Annotated in this window: 16 protein-coding genes; 6 read left to right on the plus strand and 10 right to left on the minus strand. The window is 54.8% G+C overall.

Translation table 11 applies throughout. The annotated features are described in order from the left end of the window. Positions 1 to 56: 56 nt before the first annotated feature. Together IMQ33_RS21465 and IMQ33_RS21470 are read right to left on the minus strand one after the other, a co-directional pair. Positions 57 to 680, minus strand: coding sequence for a response regulator transcription factor (locus tag IMQ33_RS21465; RefSeq protein WP_173409628.1), 624 nt, complete (start codon positions 678 to 680; stop codon positions 57 to 59). Beyond that, positions 680 to 1,948, minus strand: a complete 1,269-nt coding sequence (locus IMQ33_RS21470) for a sensor histidine kinase (protein ID WP_259526373.1) — start codon at positions 1,946 to 1,948, stop codon at positions 680 to 682. The genes IMQ33_RS21465 and IMQ33_RS21470 overlap by 1 nt, the downstream gene beginning before the upstream one ends. A gap of 206 nt (positions 1,949 to 2,154) precedes the next feature. Between IMQ33_RS21470 and IMQ33_RS21475 the strand changes: the two genes are divergently transcribed. Further along, positions 2,155 to 2,718, plus strand: coding sequence for a DedA family protein (locus tag IMQ33_RS21475; protein ID WP_021805212.1), 564 nt, complete (start codon positions 2,155 to 2,157; stop codon positions 2,716 to 2,718). Between the two features lie 2 nt (positions 2,719 to 2,720). On the opposite strand, the gene IMQ33_RS21480 is transcribed toward IMQ33_RS21475, so the two are convergent. Both IMQ33_RS21480 and IMQ33_RS21485 read right to left on the minus strand, forming a co-directional pair. Continuing rightward, positions 2,721 to 3,347, minus strand: a complete 627-nt coding sequence (locus IMQ33_RS21480; RefSeq protein WP_029710842.1) for a LysE family translocator — start codon at positions 3,345 to 3,347, stop codon at positions 2,721 to 2,723. Between the two features lie 144 nt (positions 3,348 to 3,491). Then, complete coding sequence (locus tag IMQ33_RS21485) at positions 3,492 to 4,379, minus strand: LysR family transcriptional regulator (protein WP_196061997.1); 888 nt, start codon at positions 4,377 to 4,379, stop codon at positions 3,492 to 3,494. A gap of 119 nt (positions 4,380 to 4,498) precedes the next feature. Here IMQ33_RS21485 and IMQ33_RS21490 point away from each other — a divergent pair, with 119 nt between their 5' ends. After that, positions 4,499 to 4,936 (plus strand): PACE efflux transporter, encoded by a 438-nt coding sequence (locus tag IMQ33_RS21490; RefSeq protein WP_065686760.1) that lies wholly within the window; start codon positions 4,499 to 4,501, stop codon positions 4,934 to 4,936. A 357-nt stretch (positions 4,937 to 5,293) separates the two neighbouring features. Then, positions 5,294 to 6,760 carry an L-asparagine permease gene (gene ansP, locus IMQ33_RS21495; RefSeq protein WP_186581168.1) on the plus strand — a complete coding sequence of 489 codons (1,467 nt, stop codon included), beginning with the start codon at positions 5,294 to 5,296 and terminating at the stop codon, positions 6,758 to 6,760. Between the two features lie 84 nt (positions 6,761 to 6,844). On the opposite strand, the gene IMQ33_RS21500 is transcribed toward ansP, so the two are convergent. The 3 genes from IMQ33_RS21500 to IMQ33_RS21510 form a co-directional block, all read right to left on the minus strand. Further along, positions 6,845 to 9,946 (minus strand): efflux RND transporter permease subunit, encoded by a 3,102-nt coding sequence (locus IMQ33_RS21500; protein WP_196061998.1) that lies wholly within the window; start codon positions 9,944 to 9,946, stop codon positions 6,845 to 6,847. 10 nt (positions 9,947 to 9,956) lie between these two features. Beyond that, a complete protein-coding gene (locus IMQ33_RS21505; RefSeq protein ID WP_196061999.1) occupies positions 9,957 to 11,072 on the minus strand; it encodes an efflux RND transporter periplasmic adaptor subunit in 1,116 nt (371 codons plus the stop codon). A gap of 148 nt (positions 11,073 to 11,220) precedes the next feature. Then, positions 11,221 to 11,973: an SDR family NAD(P)-dependent oxidoreductase gene (locus tag IMQ33_RS21510; RefSeq protein ID WP_196062000.1), complete on the minus strand. Its 753-nt coding sequence runs from the start codon at positions 11,971 to 11,973 to the stop codon at positions 11,221 to 11,223. A gap of 974 nt (positions 11,974 to 12,947) precedes the next feature. Here IMQ33_RS21510 and IMQ33_RS21515 point away from each other — a divergent pair. Continuing rightward, positions 12,948 to 13,709 (plus strand): arylamine N-acetyltransferase, encoded by a 762-nt coding sequence (locus tag IMQ33_RS21515; protein ID WP_196062001.1) that lies wholly within the window; start codon positions 12,948 to 12,950, stop codon positions 13,707 to 13,709. Here the strand turns inward: IMQ33_RS21515 and dusC are convergent. The 3 genes from dusC to rhlE all read right to left on the minus strand — a co-directional run bounded on the left by dusC (position 13,706) and on the right by rhlE (position 17,114). Next, positions 13,706 to 14,635, minus strand: coding sequence for a tRNA dihydrouridine(16) synthase DusC (gene dusC / locus IMQ33_RS21520; protein ID WP_024527396.1), 930 nt, complete (start codon positions 14,633 to 14,635; stop codon positions 13,706 to 13,708). The genes IMQ33_RS21515 and dusC overlap by 4 nt on opposite strands. A 74-nt stretch (positions 14,636 to 14,709) precedes the next feature. Beyond that, positions 14,710 to 15,669: a D-2-hydroxyacid dehydrogenase family protein gene (locus tag IMQ33_RS21525; RefSeq protein WP_186581165.1), complete on the minus strand. Its 960-nt coding sequence runs from the start codon at positions 15,667 to 15,669 to the stop codon at positions 14,710 to 14,712. Between the two features lie 71 nt (positions 15,670 to 15,740). After that, complete coding sequence (rhlE, locus tag IMQ33_RS21530) at positions 15,741 to 17,114, minus strand: ATP-dependent RNA helicase RhlE (protein ID WP_024530562.1); 1,374 nt, start codon at positions 17,112 to 17,114, stop codon at positions 15,741 to 15,743. Between the two features lie 323 nt (positions 17,115 to 17,437). On the opposite strand from rhlE, the gene cecR reads away from it, so the two are divergent. Together cecR and hlyD are read left to right on the plus strand one after the other, a co-directional pair. Continuing rightward, positions 17,438 to 18,136 carry a transcriptional regulator CecR gene (cecR, locus tag IMQ33_RS21535; RefSeq protein ID WP_065686755.1) on the plus strand — a complete coding sequence of 233 codons (699 nt, stop codon included), beginning with the start codon at positions 17,438 to 17,440 and terminating at the stop codon, positions 18,134 to 18,136. Between the two features lie 27 nt (positions 18,137 to 18,163). Beyond that, complete coding sequence (hlyD, locus tag IMQ33_RS21540; protein ID WP_065686754.1) at positions 18,164 to 19,150, plus strand: secretion protein HlyD; 987 nt, start codon at positions 18,164 to 18,166, stop codon at positions 19,148 to 19,150. The last annotated feature ends 5 nt before the right edge of the window (positions 19,151 to 19,155 follow it).

The following is a 19,155-nucleotide window of genomic DNA, read 5'->3' on the forward strand; positions in this document are numbered from 1 at the left end:
TAACCAGCGCGCAGCGGTGTCGCAATTCGGTTGAATACCTAAGGCTCTAGGTATTTTTACTTAACTCTTGCTGGAGAAAACAGCTCACCATAGACTTTCATTAACTTCACCGACGAATTGATCGCCAATTTGGCAAATAAATTGGCACGATGGGCCTCTACCGTGCGCGGCGAAAGCTCCAGCTCCTGAGCAATTTCCTTGCTGGATTTTCCTTGCATAATCAACCCAGTGACCTCCAGTTCCCGTGCTGACAGCGCATTGAGCCTCTCTTGTAGTTCGGCTGTTGCTTGCCTCTGTTGTTGCAACATTCGCTGATGTTCCAATGCCCCCGCGACAGTTTCGATCAACAGATCGGCATCAATGGGCTTGGTCAAGAATTCAAAAGCCCCGTTTTTGAAGGCCCGCCGGCATAAATCAATATTCCCGTGGCCGGTCATGATGATAACGGGGATCTCCAGGCCCTGTTGTTGCCACTCTTCCAGTAGCGTGATGCCGCTTTTGCCCGGCATGCGGATATCCAGCAGCAAACAACCGCACAGCGCCTGCGGTTCTCCCATCCGCTGTTGAAAATCCAGACCATTTTCATAAGCCAGCGTTTGCCAGCCCATGGTTGCCAATAGTGAAGTTAGCGAACTACGGATGGCCCGATCGTCATCAATCAGATAAATAAACTGTTCCATCACTCCTCCTGAGTGTTTAACGGAAACCACAGGGTAAAACGCGCTCCCTGACCGGCCATATTTTCCACCGTAATAGTGCCGTTCAGGCGCTGAACCAGAGTTTCTGTCAGCGCCATGCCCAGCCCCAATCCCTCCTGGCGAGTCGTGAAGAAGGGAATAAAGACCTGTTGTAATGCTGGTTCAGAAAGCCCTGGCCCACCATCGGTGATCATCAGCTGGATCCCTTGATCCGAGTATTCAGCATCGATTGCCACCCAACCTGGCTTCGGCTGATTGGGCTGTTGTGCCTGAATGGCGTTGGTCACTATGTTATGGAAGATTTGTTCAACCCAGAGAGGATCGGCTTGCAGAGGGGGTAACGCATCGGGCATCCGGTTAACGATCCTGACCTTGCCCTTGTTGATCTCATCTTCCAGCAGCATAGTGACGCGCAACCAGACCTTATGCAGATCGACCTCTTGCAATATCACCTGCTCATGCGCCAATTTTTGCCGAAATTGCAGCAGCAACGTACTGATGCGTTTGATTTGTATCACAGCCGCATCAAGCAGCGGCATAGCTTTATCCTGCTGCTGTTGGTCTAACAGGCGCAGGGCGGCCTGGTTATAACTTAACACCGCAGTCAGCGGTTGGTTGAGTTCGTGAACCATGCTGGCCGTGATTTCCCCCATGGCGTTAAGCCGCGTCAATTGCGAGAAGTGTTCACGCAAAACGGCAATATTGCGTTGGCGTTTTTGAATACGGTATTGGGCGATAAAATAGACGACACCAGCCCAGAAAACCGGCAGCAGCAATAACAGCAACCAAGGCATACGTGCCCAATCAGGGTCGTTTCGAGCGGATAATTCAAAGGGCTGTAAGGTGTTGTTGATCCCCTTGTCCCATTGCCAATACGCCGGTTCAGCATGATCCCCCTGCTCAAATAAAGGCTTATTTTGCCAACTCAGGCCGATCTGCCGGAAATCATGACGCTGGGGAATGTCCGCAAATAACAGCGCAGGATCGATCAACAGCGCAAAATGTTGGTGTGCCAGCCAGTAAGTTCCCTCTCCCGTTGGCGTTAAAGTCGGGATTGGCTGTGCCTGTGGCATACGTTTCCATGCCACAATCTGCGGGAATTTTTGCTGGACGATGGCGGGATCGCTGGACACCGACAGTAAGGAAAGCACCGTCTCAAGCTGGGATAATTTAACCGTCACCTCACGATATAAAATACGATAGGTAACTGATTGCTCTTCATATTGCTGTTGCAAAGCATAAATTATCACCCCGCTCCCTGAAAACAGAGATAGCACCAACCAGAGAGCCACCTTGAGCATAATATCTCCATGTCATTGGCAGACGAGTTTATTAATAGCGGATTAAACACTATGCGAATGCAAGAATCTATAATTAACAGCGGGCCGTTTCAATTCACCTCCCGCTGTGGAAACAGGGTGTTATAATCCTATTTCATCGCAATGAAGGAACAACAATGACGGATTTGGCCCACTACATTACCCAATATGGCTACTGGGCGCTGCTGATTGGCTGCCTGCTCGAAGGGGAAACCATCACCCTGCTGGGAGGAATTGCGGCACACAACGGATTGCTGCGCCTGCCGCTGGTGATTGCGGTGGTCGCCATTGGCGGCGCCTTGGGCGATCAGGTGCTCTATTTTGCCGGGCGGCATTTTGGTGGGCGAGTGCTTGCCCGTATCGAGAGCCAACAAGCCCGCATTGAACGCGCCCAAAAGCTGATTGCCAGCCACCCGATTTTATTTGTGATTGGCGTACGTTTTATGTACGGATTCCGGCTTATCGGCCCGGTGTTGATCGGTGCCAGTAAGCTGCCCCCCTCGCGCTTTATCCCGCTGAATATTCTAGGGGCTATCCTGTGGGCCACGCTATTTGTACTGCTCGGCTATTTTGGTGGCCAGGCCATCAGCAGTTTTGTCAGTGGTAGTGACAAAAAGCTGTATAGCCTGCTGTTCTGCGTGGTGGTGATCGCCGCTATTCTGCTGCTTCGCTACTGGTGGCGGCGGCGTCACGCCCAATAAGACTATTTGTTGAGCATCAGCTTCAGGCCCAGTAAGGCCAGCACGCTGCCGCCCAGGCGATCGAACCAGGCTTTGAAACGCAGGTAGACGCGGCGCGGGCGCGGTGATGACAGCACAAACGCCACAAAGGCATACCACAACAGATCGACGGCCAGAGCAATCAGCGGCAACACGATATACAGCACCATGGGGATCTTATGGCTAAGCAACGCCGCAAACACGCTGCCGAATACGATAGCGGTGTTCGGGTTACCCAACTGGGTTAGCAGGCCGGTGGTGAACGCCCGGCGAAAGCCTAGCTGCTGGCCGCCAACCGCTTCGATCATCAACGGCTGATTAGCTCCGCGCAGCATTTTGAACGCCAGATAGATCAGATAGGCACCCCCCAGCATTTTCAGCGTGGTATACAGCCAAGGCAGCGCAAGCAGCAGCGATTGCAGCCCCAACAAGGCAATGAGCGCGAAGATAAAACAGCCGATCCCCATCCCCAATGCTACCGCCATCCCATCGCGCCGTGACGAAGCCACCGCCGTTCGCGCTACCAGAATAAAGCTTTGCCCTGGGCTCATCGCGCCAAGCGTAATAGCCCCGGTAATGCTGAGTACCGATAATAGCGTTTCGTTGATCATGCTCTTTTCCCTTGCCTGGTTCCGTTAATCAAATTAACGCGCTGGCCAAAATAAAAGCAATAGAAACGTAAGGATACGTGAGTAAAACTTCGGCGGGTGCGCAACAATGTCCCCTCACCCTAACCCTCTCCCTGTGGGAGAGGGTTAGGGTGAGGGGCCAGTCATCAACGCCACCAACTCCCTGGCCGCCTTCTGTTGCGGCTGGTGCTTCAGCCAAATCAGGTGCACCGGCAGGCGCAGTTCGTTTTTGGTATTTTTAAATTTCAGGCGGATCAACCGGCCCTGTTCCAGCAATGGCGCAGTTAACGACAGCGGAAAGTTGCCCCACCCCAGCCCGGCTTCCACCATGCTTAGCGCCATCGGCAAACTGTCAGTACGCCAGAAGGATTCCGCTACCTGTGGGCGTTTATCGGCCATAGGCAAATCCCGGCTGGCCACCATGATCTGCCGCACATTGACCAGTTCCTCCAGAAACAACTCGGCACCGCCAGCACCCAGGGCTGAATGCTGCGCCGCAATGGTTGCCACCAACGACTCGCTACCCACATAGTGAAAATGTTCCTGGCTGTTAACGTCCAGCCCGCCGAATGCCAGGCACAGGCTGACCCGCTGTTGATGAAGCATATGCAAAACATCATCCTGCGGGGCGGTCAATACCTCGATATCCAACAACGGGTAGCGTTCCGCCAGCGCTTTCACCGCCGCCAATAGACCGCTGCTGTTGATATCAGATGCCACACCGATCGACAGCCTGCTTTCCAGCCCCTGAGAAAGCTCAATGGCGTGGTTCTGCAGCTGCTTGAGCTGTTCGGCGATCAAGCGCGCGTGGGGAGCCAATGCCAATGCCAGCGCGGTGGGCACCGGTTCGCGATGCGAGCGGTCAAACAACTGAAAGCCCAGCTCTGCTTCCATATTGGCGACCCCCATACTGACCGCCGAAGGCACGCGTCGCAATGCTCTGGCTGCCGCCGAGAATGAGCCGCGATCCAACACGGCCAAAAACAGTTCGATATTGTCACTGGAAAAATTCATCGCCTCATCTATCAGTAAAACTGATAGCTCCTGACTTTTTCTATCAATAGCATTGACGTTATCTTACGCATCGGGTTGCCGGACGTCATCAGGCACGAAAAATAAAGCAGGAGAAAAGCATGCAAGGCGTGAAACGCAAACTGGTCTATGTGACCGCTTATGAAGTTATCGGTATGGTCATTTCGGCCCTTGGTTTGGCACTACTGTCCGGCTCAGCCCCCAGCAGCACCGGGCCTTTGGCGGTGATCATCACCACCATTGCCGTAAGTTGGAACCTGATTTACAACTACTTGTACGAATTCTGGGAAAGCCGCCAGGCTTCACGCACCCGCACGCTAAAACGCCGCATTCTGCACGCAGTGGGCTTCCAACTGACGCTGGTGGTTTATCTGATCCCGTTGATCGCCTGGTGGATGGAGATTTCCCTGGTACAGGCCTTGCTGCTGGATATGGCGCTGATCGTGATTATTCCCTGCTATACCTTTGTGTTTAACTGGGCCTTCGACAAAATATTCGGGCTGCCGACCTCCGCCCTGCCTGCCGCCGAATCGGCCTGAGTGAAACCCTCTCCTTCTACCTGGATAAAATATTCGTTGGGCAGGGGGAGATCATATTGTTCTGATTACTACCACGCAGTTCATCAGATAAAAACCACTTATAATTCAATAGCTAATAACTCTCCCTTCGTCCCCCATCCAACTATGTCAAGCCTATCCAACTAAATGATGTTGTTTCATCTGAGCAAAAAGCAGACTGGGTAAATCGCCAATGGAACCGCAGTTTTTTTGCCTCGATTACACAGAACGGGTAGCATGCTTCGCCGTTATTTAACGGCGCTGGTATCAACCATAAACTGCGGAATGTTGCTATGACCTCATTCCCATGATGCAAACAGACAGGAAACAGGACGAATAATGCACTCAGACAAAACGACTGCACATGACAAGCAGGCGGCGAGAAAACGTTGGTTGGACTCACATGAGTCCGGTTATCACAAAAGCATGGGTAAACGGCAGATACAGATGATCGCCATTGGTGGCTCAATCGGCACTGGCCTATTCCTTGGCACCGGCGCACGTCTTCAGATGGCTGGTCCGGCACTGGCGCTGGTGTATCTGGTGTGTGGCGTGTTTTCTTTTTTCATCCTACGCGCCTTGGGCGAACTGGTATTACACCGCCCATCCAGCGGCAGTTTCGTTTCCTATGCGCGCGAATTTCTCGGTGAAAAAGCCTCCTACGTTGCAGGATGGATGTACTTTCTTAATTGGGCAATGACCGGCATTGTCGATATCACCGCCGTAGCGCTGTATATGCATTATTGGGGTACCTTCGCCGAGGTTCCCCAGTGGCTGTTTGCCTTGGGTGCGCTTGGGATTGTGGCTACCATGAATATGATCGGCGTGAAATGGTTCGCCGAAATGGAGTTCTGGTTTGCGCTGATCAAGGTCGCCGCCATCTCTCTGTTCCTGGTCGTGGGGGTCATCTTCCTTGGCGTCGGCACACCGGTAGCGGGTAATACAACCGGTATCCACCTGATCACCGATAACGGCGGCATGTTCCCACACGGTCTGTTGCCTGCTTTGGTATTGGTACAAGGGGTGATCTTCGCCTTTGCCGGTATCGAGCTGATAGGCACCGCCGCTGGCGAGTGTAAAGATCCGGAAAAAATGATGCCAAAAGCGATCAACAGCGTGATCTGGCGTATCGGTTTGTTCTATGTCGGCTCGGTGGTACTGCTGGTTCTGCTGTTACCCTGGAATGCCTATCAGGCTGGGCAAAGCCCGTTTGTCACCTTCTTTTCCAAGCTTGGCGTACCCTACATCGGTACCATCATGAATATCGTGGTGCTGACCGCCGCCCTTTCCAGCCTCAACTCTGGTCTGTACTCAACAGGCCGTATCCTGCGCTCACTTTCTATGGGGGGGTCAGCACCGAAGCTGATGGCTAAAATGAGCAGCCAGCAGGTCCCTTATGCCGGTATTCTGGTGACCTGCGGTATCTATGTGATTGGCGTGGTGCTGAATTATCTGGTGCCATCGCAGGTGTTCGAGATCGTGCTGAACATCGCTTCACTGGGCATCATCTGCTCTTGGGCATTTATTATCGTTTGTCAGATGCAACTGCGTAAGGCGATCAAGGCAGGGAGAGCCAAACCGGTGGCGTTTAAAATGCCAGGAGCACCGGTCACCTCGTGGCTGACGCTGTTGTTCCTGTTAGCGGTGGTGATCATGATGGCCTTTGATTATCCGAACGGCACCTGGACTATTGCCACCATCCCAGTGCTGGCCGTGCTACTGCTACTTGGCTGGTTTGGCCTGCGCAAGCGTGCCGCACAGGTGAAGCTGGAACAACAGGCTCACGAGCAACAGATCGGCCAATAAGGGTTAACTTATCGGGTTTACCCAGCACTTTCGCTGGGTAAACCTGACGACGACACGTCACAGACCTACCAGTAGCATCGTTATTTAGGCAAAGCGTGATTTCATCCATTCGCGCAGCCGTTGAATATGCAGGTACAGCGCAGGAATAAAGAAGATCCCGACCAGCGTTGCCAGTAACATCCCGCCAAACACGGTAATACCGATGATTTGGCGGCTCATCGCCCCGGCTCCGGTGGCAAACACCAGCGGCATCACCCCGAGAATAAACGAAATGGCCGTCATCATCACCGCCCGGAAACGTTGCCGGGCACCGTCCTGCGCGGCTTCGCGAATGCTGGCCCCCTCTTCACGCCGCGCCTTGGAGAACTCAACGATCAGGATGGCATTCTTGGCCGCCAGGCCGATCAACAGGACCAGCCCGATTTGGGCGTAAACGTCGTTGGCGAACCCCATCATGCGTAACCCCGCGACCGCCCCCGCCACCGCGAATATCACCGATAGCATCACCACCAGCGGGACGCTCCAGCTTTCATACTGAGCCACCAGGAACAGATAGGCGAACACCAGCGCCGCCAGATAGATCAGCAAGGCTTGGTCACCGGTTTGTTGTTCCTGCCAGGACAGGCCGCTCCAACTGTAGCCGTACCCCTTTGGCAACTGCTCGGCCAATAAAGACTCCATGGTTTTCATCGCCTGCCCAGAGCTAACCCCCTCGGCAGCAGAACCGTTCACTGATACCGCCGGAAACTGGTTGAACTGGCTGATAAAAGGCGCGCCGATAGAAGGCGTAAGCCGCACCAGATTGGCAAGGCTCACCAAAGCACCGGTGTCGCTGCGCACGTTCAGGCGATTAATTTGTTCGGTGCGTTGCCGGAAATCCATATCGTTTTGCAACTGCACCCGGAACATGCGGTTATTAACCGAAAAATCCCCCACGTTCAGACCGCCAAGCGAAACTTGCAGCGTATTGAAGATCCGGCTGACCGGCACCTGCAACAGCGCGGCCCGTTCACGATCGACCGCCAGGTCGATATCCGGCACCACGGCGCTGAAAGTAGTAAATACCCGGCTCAGCTCTGGCCGCTGGTTAGCCGCGAAAATAATCCCCTGGGCCACCTGAGCCATCTGCTGCGGCGTTTGCCCCTCCAGCGCCAGCAGGCGTAAATCAAAACCGGCGGCGTTGCCTAGCCCGGCGATGGCCGGTGGATTAACCACCATGATCATCGCCGAGGGGATCGCCGCCAGCCTGCCCTGAAGATCGGCTAACACCCGGTCAACATGCTCGCGTTGGCCCCAGGGTTTGAGCATCACGATGGCGAACCCCGCATTGGGTGAATTCCCCCCGCTCAGTAGGCTGAAGCCGGTAATTTTGATCACATCTTCCACCGCCGGGTTTTGTATCACCTGCTGATGCATCTGATCCATCACCGCCTGGGTACGTTCAAGGGAAGCCCCATCCGGCAGCTGTACGTTGACGAAGAAGTAGCCCTGATCCTCCTCCGGCAGGAAAGAGGTTGGCAGACGGCTGTAGCCATACCAGGTGGCCAAGCCAACGACGAATAGCGCAATCACCGTGGTTAGTGCCCGCTTGCTAGCCAATGCGGTCAAGCGAACATAACCATCACGCATCCGGTCCATACCCCGGTTGAAACCACCAAAAAAACCGGTTTGCGCCAGCTCACGCCGCCGGATCAGCGTGGCACAAAGCGCCGGGGACAGCGTCAGCGCGTTGATGCTCGACAGGATCACCGCCGCCGATAGGGTCACGGCAAACTGACGATACAGCTCACCGGTAATGCCCGGCAGCACCGCAATCGGCACAAACACCGCCATCAGCACTAACGTCGTGGCGACGATCGGCCCGGCAATCTGGCTAATCGCCTTGCGGGTCGCTTCTGGCGGGCTAAGAGAGGGATCTTGAGCCAGCAGACGCTCTACGTTTTCCACCACCACGATGGCGTCGTCCACCACAATGGTCAGCGCCAGGATAATGGCGAACAGGCTCAAGGTGTTGGCGGAGTAGCCGAAAGCGTACAGCACGGCGAAGGTACCGAGCAGCGATACTGGAATGGTCAGCGCCACAATAAAGGTGGCCCGCAGGCTCTGTAAGAACAGATAAACCACCAGCAACACCACCGCCAAGGTTAACGCCAGCGAGAGGGCAATTTCATGCAGCGTTGCCGTTACCGGGCGGGTGGAGTCATATTTGATGTCATAGCTCATATCGCTGGGGAAGGATTGCGACAGGCGTGCCATCTCCTGGCGTACCGCATTGGCAACATTCAGCGCGTTAGCTCCCGGCGTGGGGTAAACCACCAAAAATGCCGATTCCTGTTGGTTCATCGAAGCATTGACCTGGTAGTTTTGCGCTCCCAACTCGACCCGCGCCACGTCGCCCACCCGCACCGTGCCCCCATTGGCACCGCTACGGATAATCACTCTGGCGAACTCCTGCGGATCGGTTAAACGCCCCTGCCCGCTGATGGTCAAGGTTTGCTGCTGCCGGGAGGGCGAAGGCGCGGAACCGATCTGGCCTGCTGCGGCCTGCACGTTCTGCTGCTGCAACGCCTGCACGATGTCCTGCACGCTGATATTGAGCGACTCCATACGCTGCGGATCGAGCCAGACACGCATGCTGTAATCGCGGGCACCAAACACCTGCACATCCCCCACACCGCTGATGCGGGCCAAGGCATCACGCAGTTGGATACTGGTGTAATTGCTCAGAAACAGCGTGTCACGGCTGCCCTTGGGAGAGAACACGCTTACGCCCAACAGCAGATTCGAGGCCCGCTTGCGCACCGAAACCCCGTTGTTATTCACCTCCGCCGGTAGCTGCGCGCTAACCTGTGAAATACGGTTTTGCACCTCCACGGCGGCCATATCCGGATCGGTGCCGCTGGCAAAGGTAATGCTCAGTTGATAACCGCCGTTGTTGGCGCTGGTCGATTCCATGTACAGCATGTTGCTGACGCCGTTGACCTGAGCCTCGATGGGCGATGCCACCGCCTGAGCCACGTCGCGGGCGCTGGCTCCAGGGTAGAGCGCGCTGACGGAAACCACCGGTGGTGTGATATCGGGGTACTGTTCCACCGGGATCACCTTGAGGGAAACGATCCCCACCAGAGTGATCACCAGAGCAATCACGATGGCGAATTTTGGCCGCCGGATAAAGAAATGCAGCATCAACGTCCCCTTATGGTTGCGCGTTGGCGCTGGAGAGAATGGCGTTCACCTGCATACCGGGCCTGACGTGCTGTACACCGGCGATAATCACCCTTTCACCTGGGCTGAGCCCGGCGTTCACCTGATAATATTGTTGATGTTGTTCACCCAGCGTCACCGGCCGAACTTCCACAATATTCTCAGGCGTGACCACCAGCACAAAGTGGCCCTGCTGGTTTTGCTGAAGCGCAGCAATGGGCACCAGCGTGACCGTCTGCGGTTGCTCGGCGGTCAGGATCACGTTCACCACGCCCCCGGGCAGCAGCAGATGATTTGGATTGGCAAAACGGGTGCGCAACGTAACGGTACCAGTATGGGCATCAATCTGGTTATCTACCGATTCAAAACTGCCCAGCTCTGGGTAGGACTTGCCGTTGGCCAGTTCAAGACGGGCGGAAAACTGCCCTTCGGCGAGCTTCCCCTCCCCACGCTGACGCTGATAGGCGGCGGTAATATAGTCCCGCTCATTGATAGAGATCGCCACGCGGATCGGATCGAGCTGAATAATGTTGACCAGTGCACCACTTGCCGCGTTGACCAGGCTACCCACATGAAAGCGACTGTGGCCGATGCGCCCAGCAATCGGCGCATAAATACGGGTATAGCTGAGCTGTAGCTGCTGCGTATTTAGCGCTGCCCGAGCTTGGGCCACTGCTGCCCGGGTGGTATCCCGTTCGGCTGCCGCAGCGTCAATATCCGCTCTGCTGACCGCACGGTTATTACCTAGCTGTTGCAGACGCGTCAGGTTTACCTGCGCCAGATTTGCCGCTGCAGTGGCGCTATCCAGCTGCGCCTGAGCCTGTGCCACGGCAGAATGGTGCAAGGACGGCTCAATCTCGTACAGTAAATCCCCTGCCTTGACCATCTGCCCTTCGGTAAACGGCCGTTTGGCGATAAACCCTTCGGTACGGGTTTTCACCTCCACGGTTTGTATCGCCTCGATGCGGCCAAGATAGTGCAATGCGCGTTCGGGTTGGCTTTGTTCAATCAGCGCCACGGTCACCGCAGGCAGCGGTGCAGCAACGCTCGGAGTGGCTATGGCCAGCAGCCACAGTGCCATAAAACGGGAGAACAGAGATTTAGTCATCGGCAGCAAGATCACTCATCAATTAATTACCAACCTAACTTGATGAAAATTATAGTTCACCCATAGCAAGTCAGAATGAGCTCTGCTGACGATTTCTGGTCCAGCCGCCTCGGGCCAGAGGGCGCAGCATGCAGCGCCCAGTAGCTGATTACTGTGCCGTATACCCCCCATCAATGCTGTAAAAGGCCCCGGTGGTGAAACTGCTGTCTGTAGAAAGCAAAAAAACCACCGTTTTCGCTACTTCTTCACGCGTAGCCATACGCCCCATCGGATGAGAGGTAGCCATTTTCTCCCGCATCTGGGTGGGTAATCTGGCCATCGAAGGCGTATCGACATAGCCAGGCCCGACAGCGTTGATGCGTATCCCTTGATTGGCAAACTCCAGAGCTGCGGCCCTCGTCAAACCGATAATGCCGTGCTTGGCCGCGGTATAAGGCGCAATACCGGCAATGCCGACTATGCCATTGGCGGAAGAGAGGTTCACTACCGCGCCCCCGCCTGCTGCCACAATAGCGGGCAACCCGTACTTCATCCCATAGAAAGTGCCGCTGAGATCGGTTTCAATCACCGCGTGCCAATCATCAATGGAATATTCATTCAGCGGTACATCGTGTGGCCCGGTAATACCGGCATTGTTGACCAGCAGATGCAATTGCCCGCCAAGGGCCAGCGTCTGCGCTACCGCACTGCGCACCGATTCAGGATCGCGAGCATCCATAACCAACGGAAATACCGATTTGCCTGTCGGATCGATACGTTGCGCCGTTGCTGCCAGCCTTGCGCGATTTCTGGCGGTGATCGCTACCTTCGCCCCTCGTTCGATCAACTCTTGAGCAATAGCTTCACCAATACCGGTGGAAGCACCGGTCACCAATGCCACTTTACCCGTAAAATCTTGCATAACGCCTCCCGATCGCTTTGAGTTAGGCGTTCAGGCTAAGGCTTCGGCATGACAGTTTCTGGCAGTGGCTATCCTCCAAAAATGCTGAAGCATCACCCCAATGGCAAAAGGATAAAACGAAAAAGCCCTGACAATATTTGCCAGGGCTTTTAGGTTACTGCATATTTAAAATTCAACATTAATCAACTTACTAACTGGGTACTACTTTCGATACTGCTTAAAATGTACTTGTTTATCACAGATAATATTGGGTATTAAAAAGCTAACTACATCCTCCCCTATACTGACTGATTTACAAATTCTGACTCACCTACCTCATAATAATTAGCCAAGGTAAAGCAAGCTAAACTGGTACATTCCCCCTCGCGATATAAACTATTGACGCATGGCTTTACTTTCATTGCAACAAACTTACAGGATAAAATTAACAAGTTGCAACATTAACACTTGAGAAACAGAGCCTTACATCATCGCGTATGGTACACACCCTGCGATCGTCGGTACTGACTACGTGGCCTTAAAGCATTGTCCTTGAGTCCAAACTGGCTCCTCAACGACGACTTCCCCATACAACAGAACTTCGTGGCCTTTATCGCAATATCGCTAAACAACTTATTAAAGATAACCTTTCAATCTGTTATTTAGCTAAGCAGCTAACTATCAATTTCCTGCTGCTGGATACTAATTTACGACTTTTTCAAACTATGTCAATACTGTTTTTAACAACATACGTTTATTGGCTAAATCGCTAATTTTAAACGGACTGAAATCGATACGCATTTGCCTTTCTGGTTAATTACAGACGGCTTTCACATGCTTGCAAGCTCGGTGGCCACGACCCGTCAGGAAGACGAGTGTAATGCATTTGCACAAGCGGCTTTACGCCAGCGATTTTCAGCACCGCACATATTGCTTCCCCGACGGCCACAATTCCCGCTAATTTATGCAAAATTTCCCGTATAGCGAGAATTCTGGTGGACATACCACGCTATCTGCAACACATCGGCTTCACAGGCACGCCACAGGCCGATCTGCAAACGCTGCAACAGCTGCATCGCTGCCATATGCTGGCGGTGCCCTTCGAGAATTTAAGCATTATCTATCATCAGAGGATCGATCTTAGCGAGGGCGGGCTGTTCAGCAAAATCGTCGAGCATAATCGCGGGGGGTTTTGTTATGAATTGAACCGGATATTTGCCCTGCTGTTGCAGCAGATCGGCTTTAAGGTGGCGTTTATATCCGGGGAAGTCCACGCCAGAGACGGCTCTTTTGGCCCGCCGTTTGACCATATGGCGCTGATGGTGACCCTGGATCAGCCGTATCTGGTCGATGTAGGGTTTGGTGATTCTTTCCTCGCCCCGCTGAAAATCACTACCACCGAGCAACAACCACAGGCCAGCGGCACCTTTCATCTTGAGCAAGATGGCGAGTGGTATCATCTGGAGCGCCGCAACGGCGATCGGACCTCCCACGCCAAGACGCTGTATCGCTTTACCCTACAACCCCGGCAGCCGGAAGAATTTAACCACATGTGCCACTATCACAGCACTTCGCCACTGTCGCACTTTACCCAAAAGCTGGTGTGCTCCCGCCCCACAGAGGATGGGCGCATCACCCTCAGCGAGTTAAAGCTGATCGTGACCCAGGACCATCACCGTAAGGAGTCTACGCTGCATTCGGAGGAAGAACGATTGGAGGCGCTGCGCCACTATTTTTCCATTGAACTAAGGGGTTAGCGGCAAATCACCCGCGCAATATCCTTGGAATTGTTTAACGTGCGGATCTCGGTAAACAGTTCCGTGGCTTCCTGATACTCTTTGCGCAGGTAACTGAGCCACTGTTTGATGCGGGCGACGTGGTATAAACCGGTATCGCCCTGCTTTTCCAGATGCACGTACTTTTGCAATAGCTGCACCACCTGCGGCCAAGGCATACGCGGTTCGTTATATTTCACCACCCGGCTCAGGTTGGGAATGTTCAACGCGCCACGCCCCAGCATTACCGCGTCACAGCCGGTGGCCTGCATACACGCCTGCGCACTTTGATAGTCCCAAATTTCCCCGTTGGCGATCACCGGGATGCTCAAACGTTGGCGGATCTCACCGATCGCCTGCCAGTTGATGCGATCGGCTTTATAACCGTCCTCTTTGGTACGGCCATGGATGGTGATTTCGGTCGCGCCCGCTTGCTGCACCGCATCGGCAATTTCAAAGCTGCGGGAATCTGAATCCCAACCCAAGCGCACTTTTACCGTCACTGGCAGATGCGCTGGCACCGCGGCGCGCATCGCTTTGGCACCCTGATAAATCAGTTCGGGATCTTTGAGCAAGGTAGCCCCGCCGCCGCTGCCGTTGACATGTTTGGACGGGCAGCCGCAGTTCAGATCGACGCCGTAAGAACCCAGTTCGACCGCCTGAGCGGCGTTTTCCGCCAGCCATTCGGGATACTGGCCAAGCAGTTGCACCCGCACCTGGGTGCCAGATGGCGTTTTGCTGGCATGGTGCAGTTCCGGGCACAGCCGGTAGAAGGATTTGGCCGGCAGCCGTTGATCGACGACCCGCAGGAATTCGGTGATGCAGAGATCGTAATCGTTCACCTCGGTGAGCAATTCCCGCACCAGAGAGTCGAGTACCCCCTCCATTGGAGCCAATAATACGCGCATGCCTACCCCTGCAATCAAAGAGGGCGCAATGATACGGGCGAAAGGCGGTGCCAACAAGCCTCCCGCCGATAAAATTACCCTAGCTTACGCACCGGCTCACCGGCAATAAACGCCTGGATATCGGCAATCGCTTCCCGGAAATAGGTGCGGTAGTTATCATCCGCGACGTAACCCACATGCGGCGTAGCCAGCACGTTGGGCAAGCGGCGCAATGGGTGATCGGCGGGCAGTGGCTCTACTTCAAACACGTCCAGCCCAGCACCGGCGATCTGCCCGGTTTGCAGCGCTTCAACCAAAGCTTGCTGATCGACAATCGCTGCACGCGAGGTGTTAATCAGGAAGGCGCTGTTTTTCATCTGCGCCAACGCCTGGCGGTCGATCAGCCCACGGCTGCGATCGCTTAACACCAGATGCACCGAAACAACGTCACTCGCTGCCAACAGCGCCTGTTTTGACTCGGCAAGTTGCACACCGAATTCCTGTGCCCTTTCAGCCGTCAGATTTTGGCTCCAGGCCACGACGTTCATGCCAAATGCCTGAGCCACCTTCGCCATCTGGCCGCCGATCTTGCCCAACCCCAGTAGGCCTAACGTTTTGCCATGCAAGGTGATACCAACATGTTGCTGCCAAGGCCCGTTTGCACGTAATCCGCTGCTTTCAGCCACCAGATGCTTGGCCAAACCGAGGATGAGCGCCCAGGTCAGTTCCATTGGCGCTTCGGAACCGCTGGCTGTGCCGCAAACGATGACGCCTTGCCGGGTTGCCGCTGGCAAGTCGATTGAAGCGTTACGCATGCCTGAGGTGATCAGCAGTTGCAGTTTCGGCAAACGAGCAAGCAATGCGGCGGTGAACGGCGTGCGCTCTCGCATAATCACCACGATCTCGCAGTCTTTGATGCGGCTCACCAGTTGGTCTTCATCGTCAATATGATCACGCAGGGAGAAGACCTCAACCTGCTCGCCAAGGACGGACCAATCCGCCATCTTCAGCGCTACACCTTGGTAATCATCAAGAATTGCACACTTCAATTTCATCTGGATCTCCTGAAACAGGCGAAAAAAAACCGCCAATAAATGGCGGTTCAGTATAGATCATCAATCGAGGATCACTCAGACGGTTTACGGCTATGCGGACGGCGCGATGGAGCACCTGAACGTGGTTTGCCTTCACCCTGTGGGCGAGCACTACCGCCGCCGCGATTTTCACGCTGACCGCCACCATTGCCACTACGCTGGCCGCCACCGTTACCGGTACGCGGAGCGCCGCCGCCGTTGCCACGTGGAGCACCACGGCCACCACCAGCCTGACGACCATTGATGATCGGTTCGGCTTTGATGCTTGGGTCCGGCTCATAGCCTGGCAGGGCAATGCGTGGAATCTCACGCTTAAGCAGGCGCTCAATATCACGCAGCAGTTTGTGTTCATCCACACAGACCAACGAGATCGCCTCGCCGGTACGTTCGGCACGGCCGGTACGGCCAATGCGGTGGACGTAATCTTCCGGTACGTTTGGCAGTTCGTAGTTCACTACGTGTGGCAACTGATCGATATCCAGGCCACGTGCAGCGATATCAGTAGCTACCAGCACACGGATTTTGCCGTCTTTAAAGTCTGCCAATGCGCGGGTACGTGCGCCCTGGCTTTTGTTGCCGTGGATAGCCGCAGCGGTGATGCCATCTTTATTCAGCTGTTCGGCCAAATGGTTGGCACCGTGCTTGGTACGGTTAAATACCAGCACCTGCTTCCAGTCACCTTCGCCGATCATCTGGGAAAGCAGTTCACGCTTGCGCTTCTTATCGACAAAGTGAACGCTCTGTTCAATCTGCTCGGAAGCGGTGTTGCGGCGAGCCACTTCTACCGAGGCCGGGTTGGTCAGCAGTTTACTGGCCAGCCCTTTGATCTCATCGGAGAAGGTCGCGGAGAACAGGAGGTTCTGACGCTTGGCAGGCAGCTTGGACAACACGCGGCGGATATCATGGATAAAGCCCATATCCAGCATGCGGTCGGCTTCGTCCAGCACCAGAATTTCAATTTTGGACAGATCAACCGCGTTCTGATGTTCCAGATCCAGCAGACGGCCCGGCGTTGCCACCAGGATATCGACGCCGCCGCGCAGCTTCATCATCTGCGGGTTGATGCTCACACCACCAAACACCACCAGCGAACGCAGGCGCAGGTGTTTGCTGTAAGCCTCAACGTTTTCACCGATCTGTGCAGCCAGTTCACGGGTTGGCGTCAGGATCAACGCGCGCACCGGGCGGCGGCCTTTGATTGGGTGATCGTGTTTGCTCAGCAGCTGTAATAGCGGCAAGGTAAAACCAGCTGTTTTACCGGTGCCGGTCTGGGCGCTGGCCATCAGGTCGCGGCCTGCCAATACCACCGGGATTGCCTGGCGTTGAATTGGCGTAGGTTCGCGATAGCCCTGTTCTTCAACAGCGCGCAGAATTTCAGCACTTAAGCCGAGGGTTTCAAATGACATAGTAGAGAAAAACTCCAGATCCCCCCTAACCTAAACAAATGTTCGGTGCAGTTTCCGGGAGGATTATCAGACGGGGCATAAGGAGGTACTCGCACTTTTTTGCGGCACATCCTCGGCATGACCTCGAGGGATTGGCACAAACTGCAGTGCACCAAGCGCGAGAGTGTAGCAGAAATCGAACAAGAAAAGGCAATTTTACGTGTTCACAGCACTTTTCGCCGAGCAAGCTCACGGAAAAGCAAAATGTTCTGGCCTGTAGTTTACATTTTAGCCCGCCCGGCCTAAAGTTAATCATATGATTGATTAACTTTTTGGGTCAACCTATGTCCTCTGCAGAAAACCCGCCGCTAAGCCCTCTCAAACGGGGTGAGCAAGCGCGCCAACAACTGCTCACCGCCGCGATCGAAGTGTTCGGCGAATATGGCCTTTCGGGTGCCACCACGCGGCAAATCGCCCAGCGCGCGGGGCAAAACATTGCTGCCATCACCTATTATTTCAACTCGAAAGAGGGGTTATATCTGGCGGTAGCCCAGTGGATTGCCGACTTTATCCAACAAAGCTTCCGCCCACTGAGCGAAGAAATCGAACGTTTCTATCAACTGCCGGCAGAGCAACGCCAGCCGGAACACTACCTGTACCATCTCAAAAGCGGGTTGCTGGCCTTCAGCCAACTGATGACCGAGCCCCATACGCTCAACCTGAGCAAGATCATGTCTCGCGAACAGCTTTCGCCAACCGATGCCTACCCGCTGATCCACCAGCAGGTGATAGCCCCGCTGCATCACTTACTGTGTCGCCTGTTGGCGGGCTATACCGGCATCGATGCGCACTCCACCAAAATCATCTTGCATACCCATGCGCTGATCGGTGAGGTGCTGGCATTCCGCGTTGGCCGGGAAACCCTGCTACGCCAGGCAGGCTGGCATCAGATCGCGGCAGATGAAGCCGAGCAGATTAGCGAGGTGCTGGCCGAACATATCGACATTCTGGTTAACGGGCTACGCCAGCGTTATGCCGTCTAACTTTCCGTCTTGCAGTCAAGGAATATTATGAACAAGAAAAGAGTTGCCATTGTGGGTGTAGCGATCGTGCTGATCGCCGCTGCGACCTATGGTTTCTGGTCTTACCAACGCCAGCAGGACAAGCCTTTGACGCTGTATGGCAATGTGGATATCCGCACGGTAAACCTGGGCTTCCGCGTTAATGGCCGGTTGGCCTCGCTGGCGGTAGACGAAGGGGACAGCGTGCAACAGGGGCAGTTGCTGGGCAAACTGGACGATGCGCCTTACCAGAACGCGTTGCTACAGGCACAGGCCAACGTTGCCAGCGCCAAAGCCAAGCTGGATTTATTGCAGGCAGGCTACCGCAACGAGGAGATTGCCCAGGTGCGATCCGAAGTTGCGCAGCGCCAGTCGGCCTTCAGTTATGCCGACAGCTTCTTCCAACGCCAGCAGGGGTTATGGGCGAAAAAGGCCACCTCAGCCGACGCCCTGGAAGATGCCCGCACCGCACGTAATCAGGCGCAGGCAAATTTGCAGGCGTCGAAAGACAAACTGTCGCAATACCTGACCGGTAACCGCCCGCAGGAAATCGAAGAGGCCAACGCCAATCTGGCACTAGCCGAGGCGGCACTGGCGCAAGCCCAGTTGGATCTACATGACACCACCCTGCTCTCTCCGTCCGTTGGTACGGTAATGACGCGAGCCGTGGAGCCAGGCACCATGCTCAGCGCTGGCAGCACAGTGTTTACCCTATCGTTGACCCGGCCGGTATGGGTTCGTGCCTACATCAATGAAACCAGTTTGGGTAGCGCTACGCCAGGTACCGAAGTCTTGATCGAGACCGACAGCCGCCCTGGCAAGCCTTATCACGGCAAGATCGGCTTTGTTTCCCCCACCGCGGAGTTCACCCCCAAAAGCGTAGAAACGCCGGATCTGCGTACCGATCTGGTCTACCGCTTGCGGATCATCGTCAACGATGCCGATGACGCCTTGCGTCAGGGGATGCCGGTAACCGTCCATTTCACACAACCGTAAGGAAC

Origin of the sequence: Serratia sp. Res13-Sevr-LER1-36-b, assembly GCF_015673035.1 — a bacterium.
Taxonomy (GTDB): Bacteria; Pseudomonadota; Gammaproteobacteria; order Enterobacterales; family Enterobacteriaceae; genus Chania; species Chania fonticola_C.

Bases quoted from the DNA above. Each gene is read 5' to 3' on its own strand.
- IMQ33_RS21465 (WP_173409628.1), bottom strand. From the start codon at position 680: ATGGAACAGTTTATTTATCTGATTGATGACGATCGGGCCATCCGTAGT.
- IMQ33_RS21475 (WP_021805212.1), top strand. From the start codon at position 2,155: ATGACGGATTTGGCCCACTACATTACCCAATATGGCTACTGGGCGCTG.
- IMQ33_RS21480 (WP_029710842.1), bottom strand. From the start codon at position 3,347: ATGATCAACGAAACGCTATTATCGGTACTCAGCATTACCGGGGCTATT.
- IMQ33_RS21485 (WP_196061997.1), bottom strand. From the start codon at position 4,379: ATGAATTTTTCCAGTGACAATATCGAACTGTTTTTGGCCGTGTTGGAT.
- IMQ33_RS21490 (WP_065686760.1), top strand. From the start codon at position 4,499: ATGCAAGGCGTGAAACGCAAACTGGTCTATGTGACCGCTTATGAAGTT.
- ansP (WP_186581168.1), top strand. From the start codon at position 5,294: ATGCACTCAGACAAAACGACTGCACATGACAAGCAGGCGGCGAGAAAA.
- IMQ33_RS21500 (WP_196061998.1), bottom strand. From the start codon at position 9,946: ATGCTGCATTTCTTTATCCGGCGGCCAAAATTCGCCATCGTGATTGCT.
- IMQ33_RS21505 (WP_196061999.1), bottom strand. From the start codon at position 11,072: ATGACTAAATCTCTGTTCTCCCGTTTTATGGCACTGTGGCTGCTGGCC.
- IMQ33_RS21510 (WP_196062000.1), bottom strand. From the start codon at position 11,973: ATGCAAGATTTTACGGGTAAAGTGGCATTGGTGACCGGTGCTTCCACC.
- dusC (WP_024527396.1), bottom strand. From the start codon at position 14,635: ATGCGCGTATTATTGGCTCCAATGGAGGGGGTACTCGACTCTCTGGTG.
- IMQ33_RS21525 (WP_186581165.1), bottom strand. From the start codon at position 15,669: ATGAAATTGAAGTGTGCAATTCTTGATGATTACCAAGGTGTAGCGCTG.
- rhlE (WP_024530562.1), bottom strand. From the start codon at position 17,114: ATGTCATTTGAAACCCTCGGCTTAAGTGCTGAAATTCTGCGCGCTGTT.
- cecR (WP_065686755.1), top strand. From the start codon at position 17,438: ATGTCCTCTGCAGAAAACCCGCCGCTAAGCCCTCTCAAACGGGGTGAG.
- hlyD (WP_065686754.1), top strand. From the start codon at position 18,164: ATGAACAAGAAAAGAGTTGCCATTGTGGGTGTAGCGATCGTGCTGATC.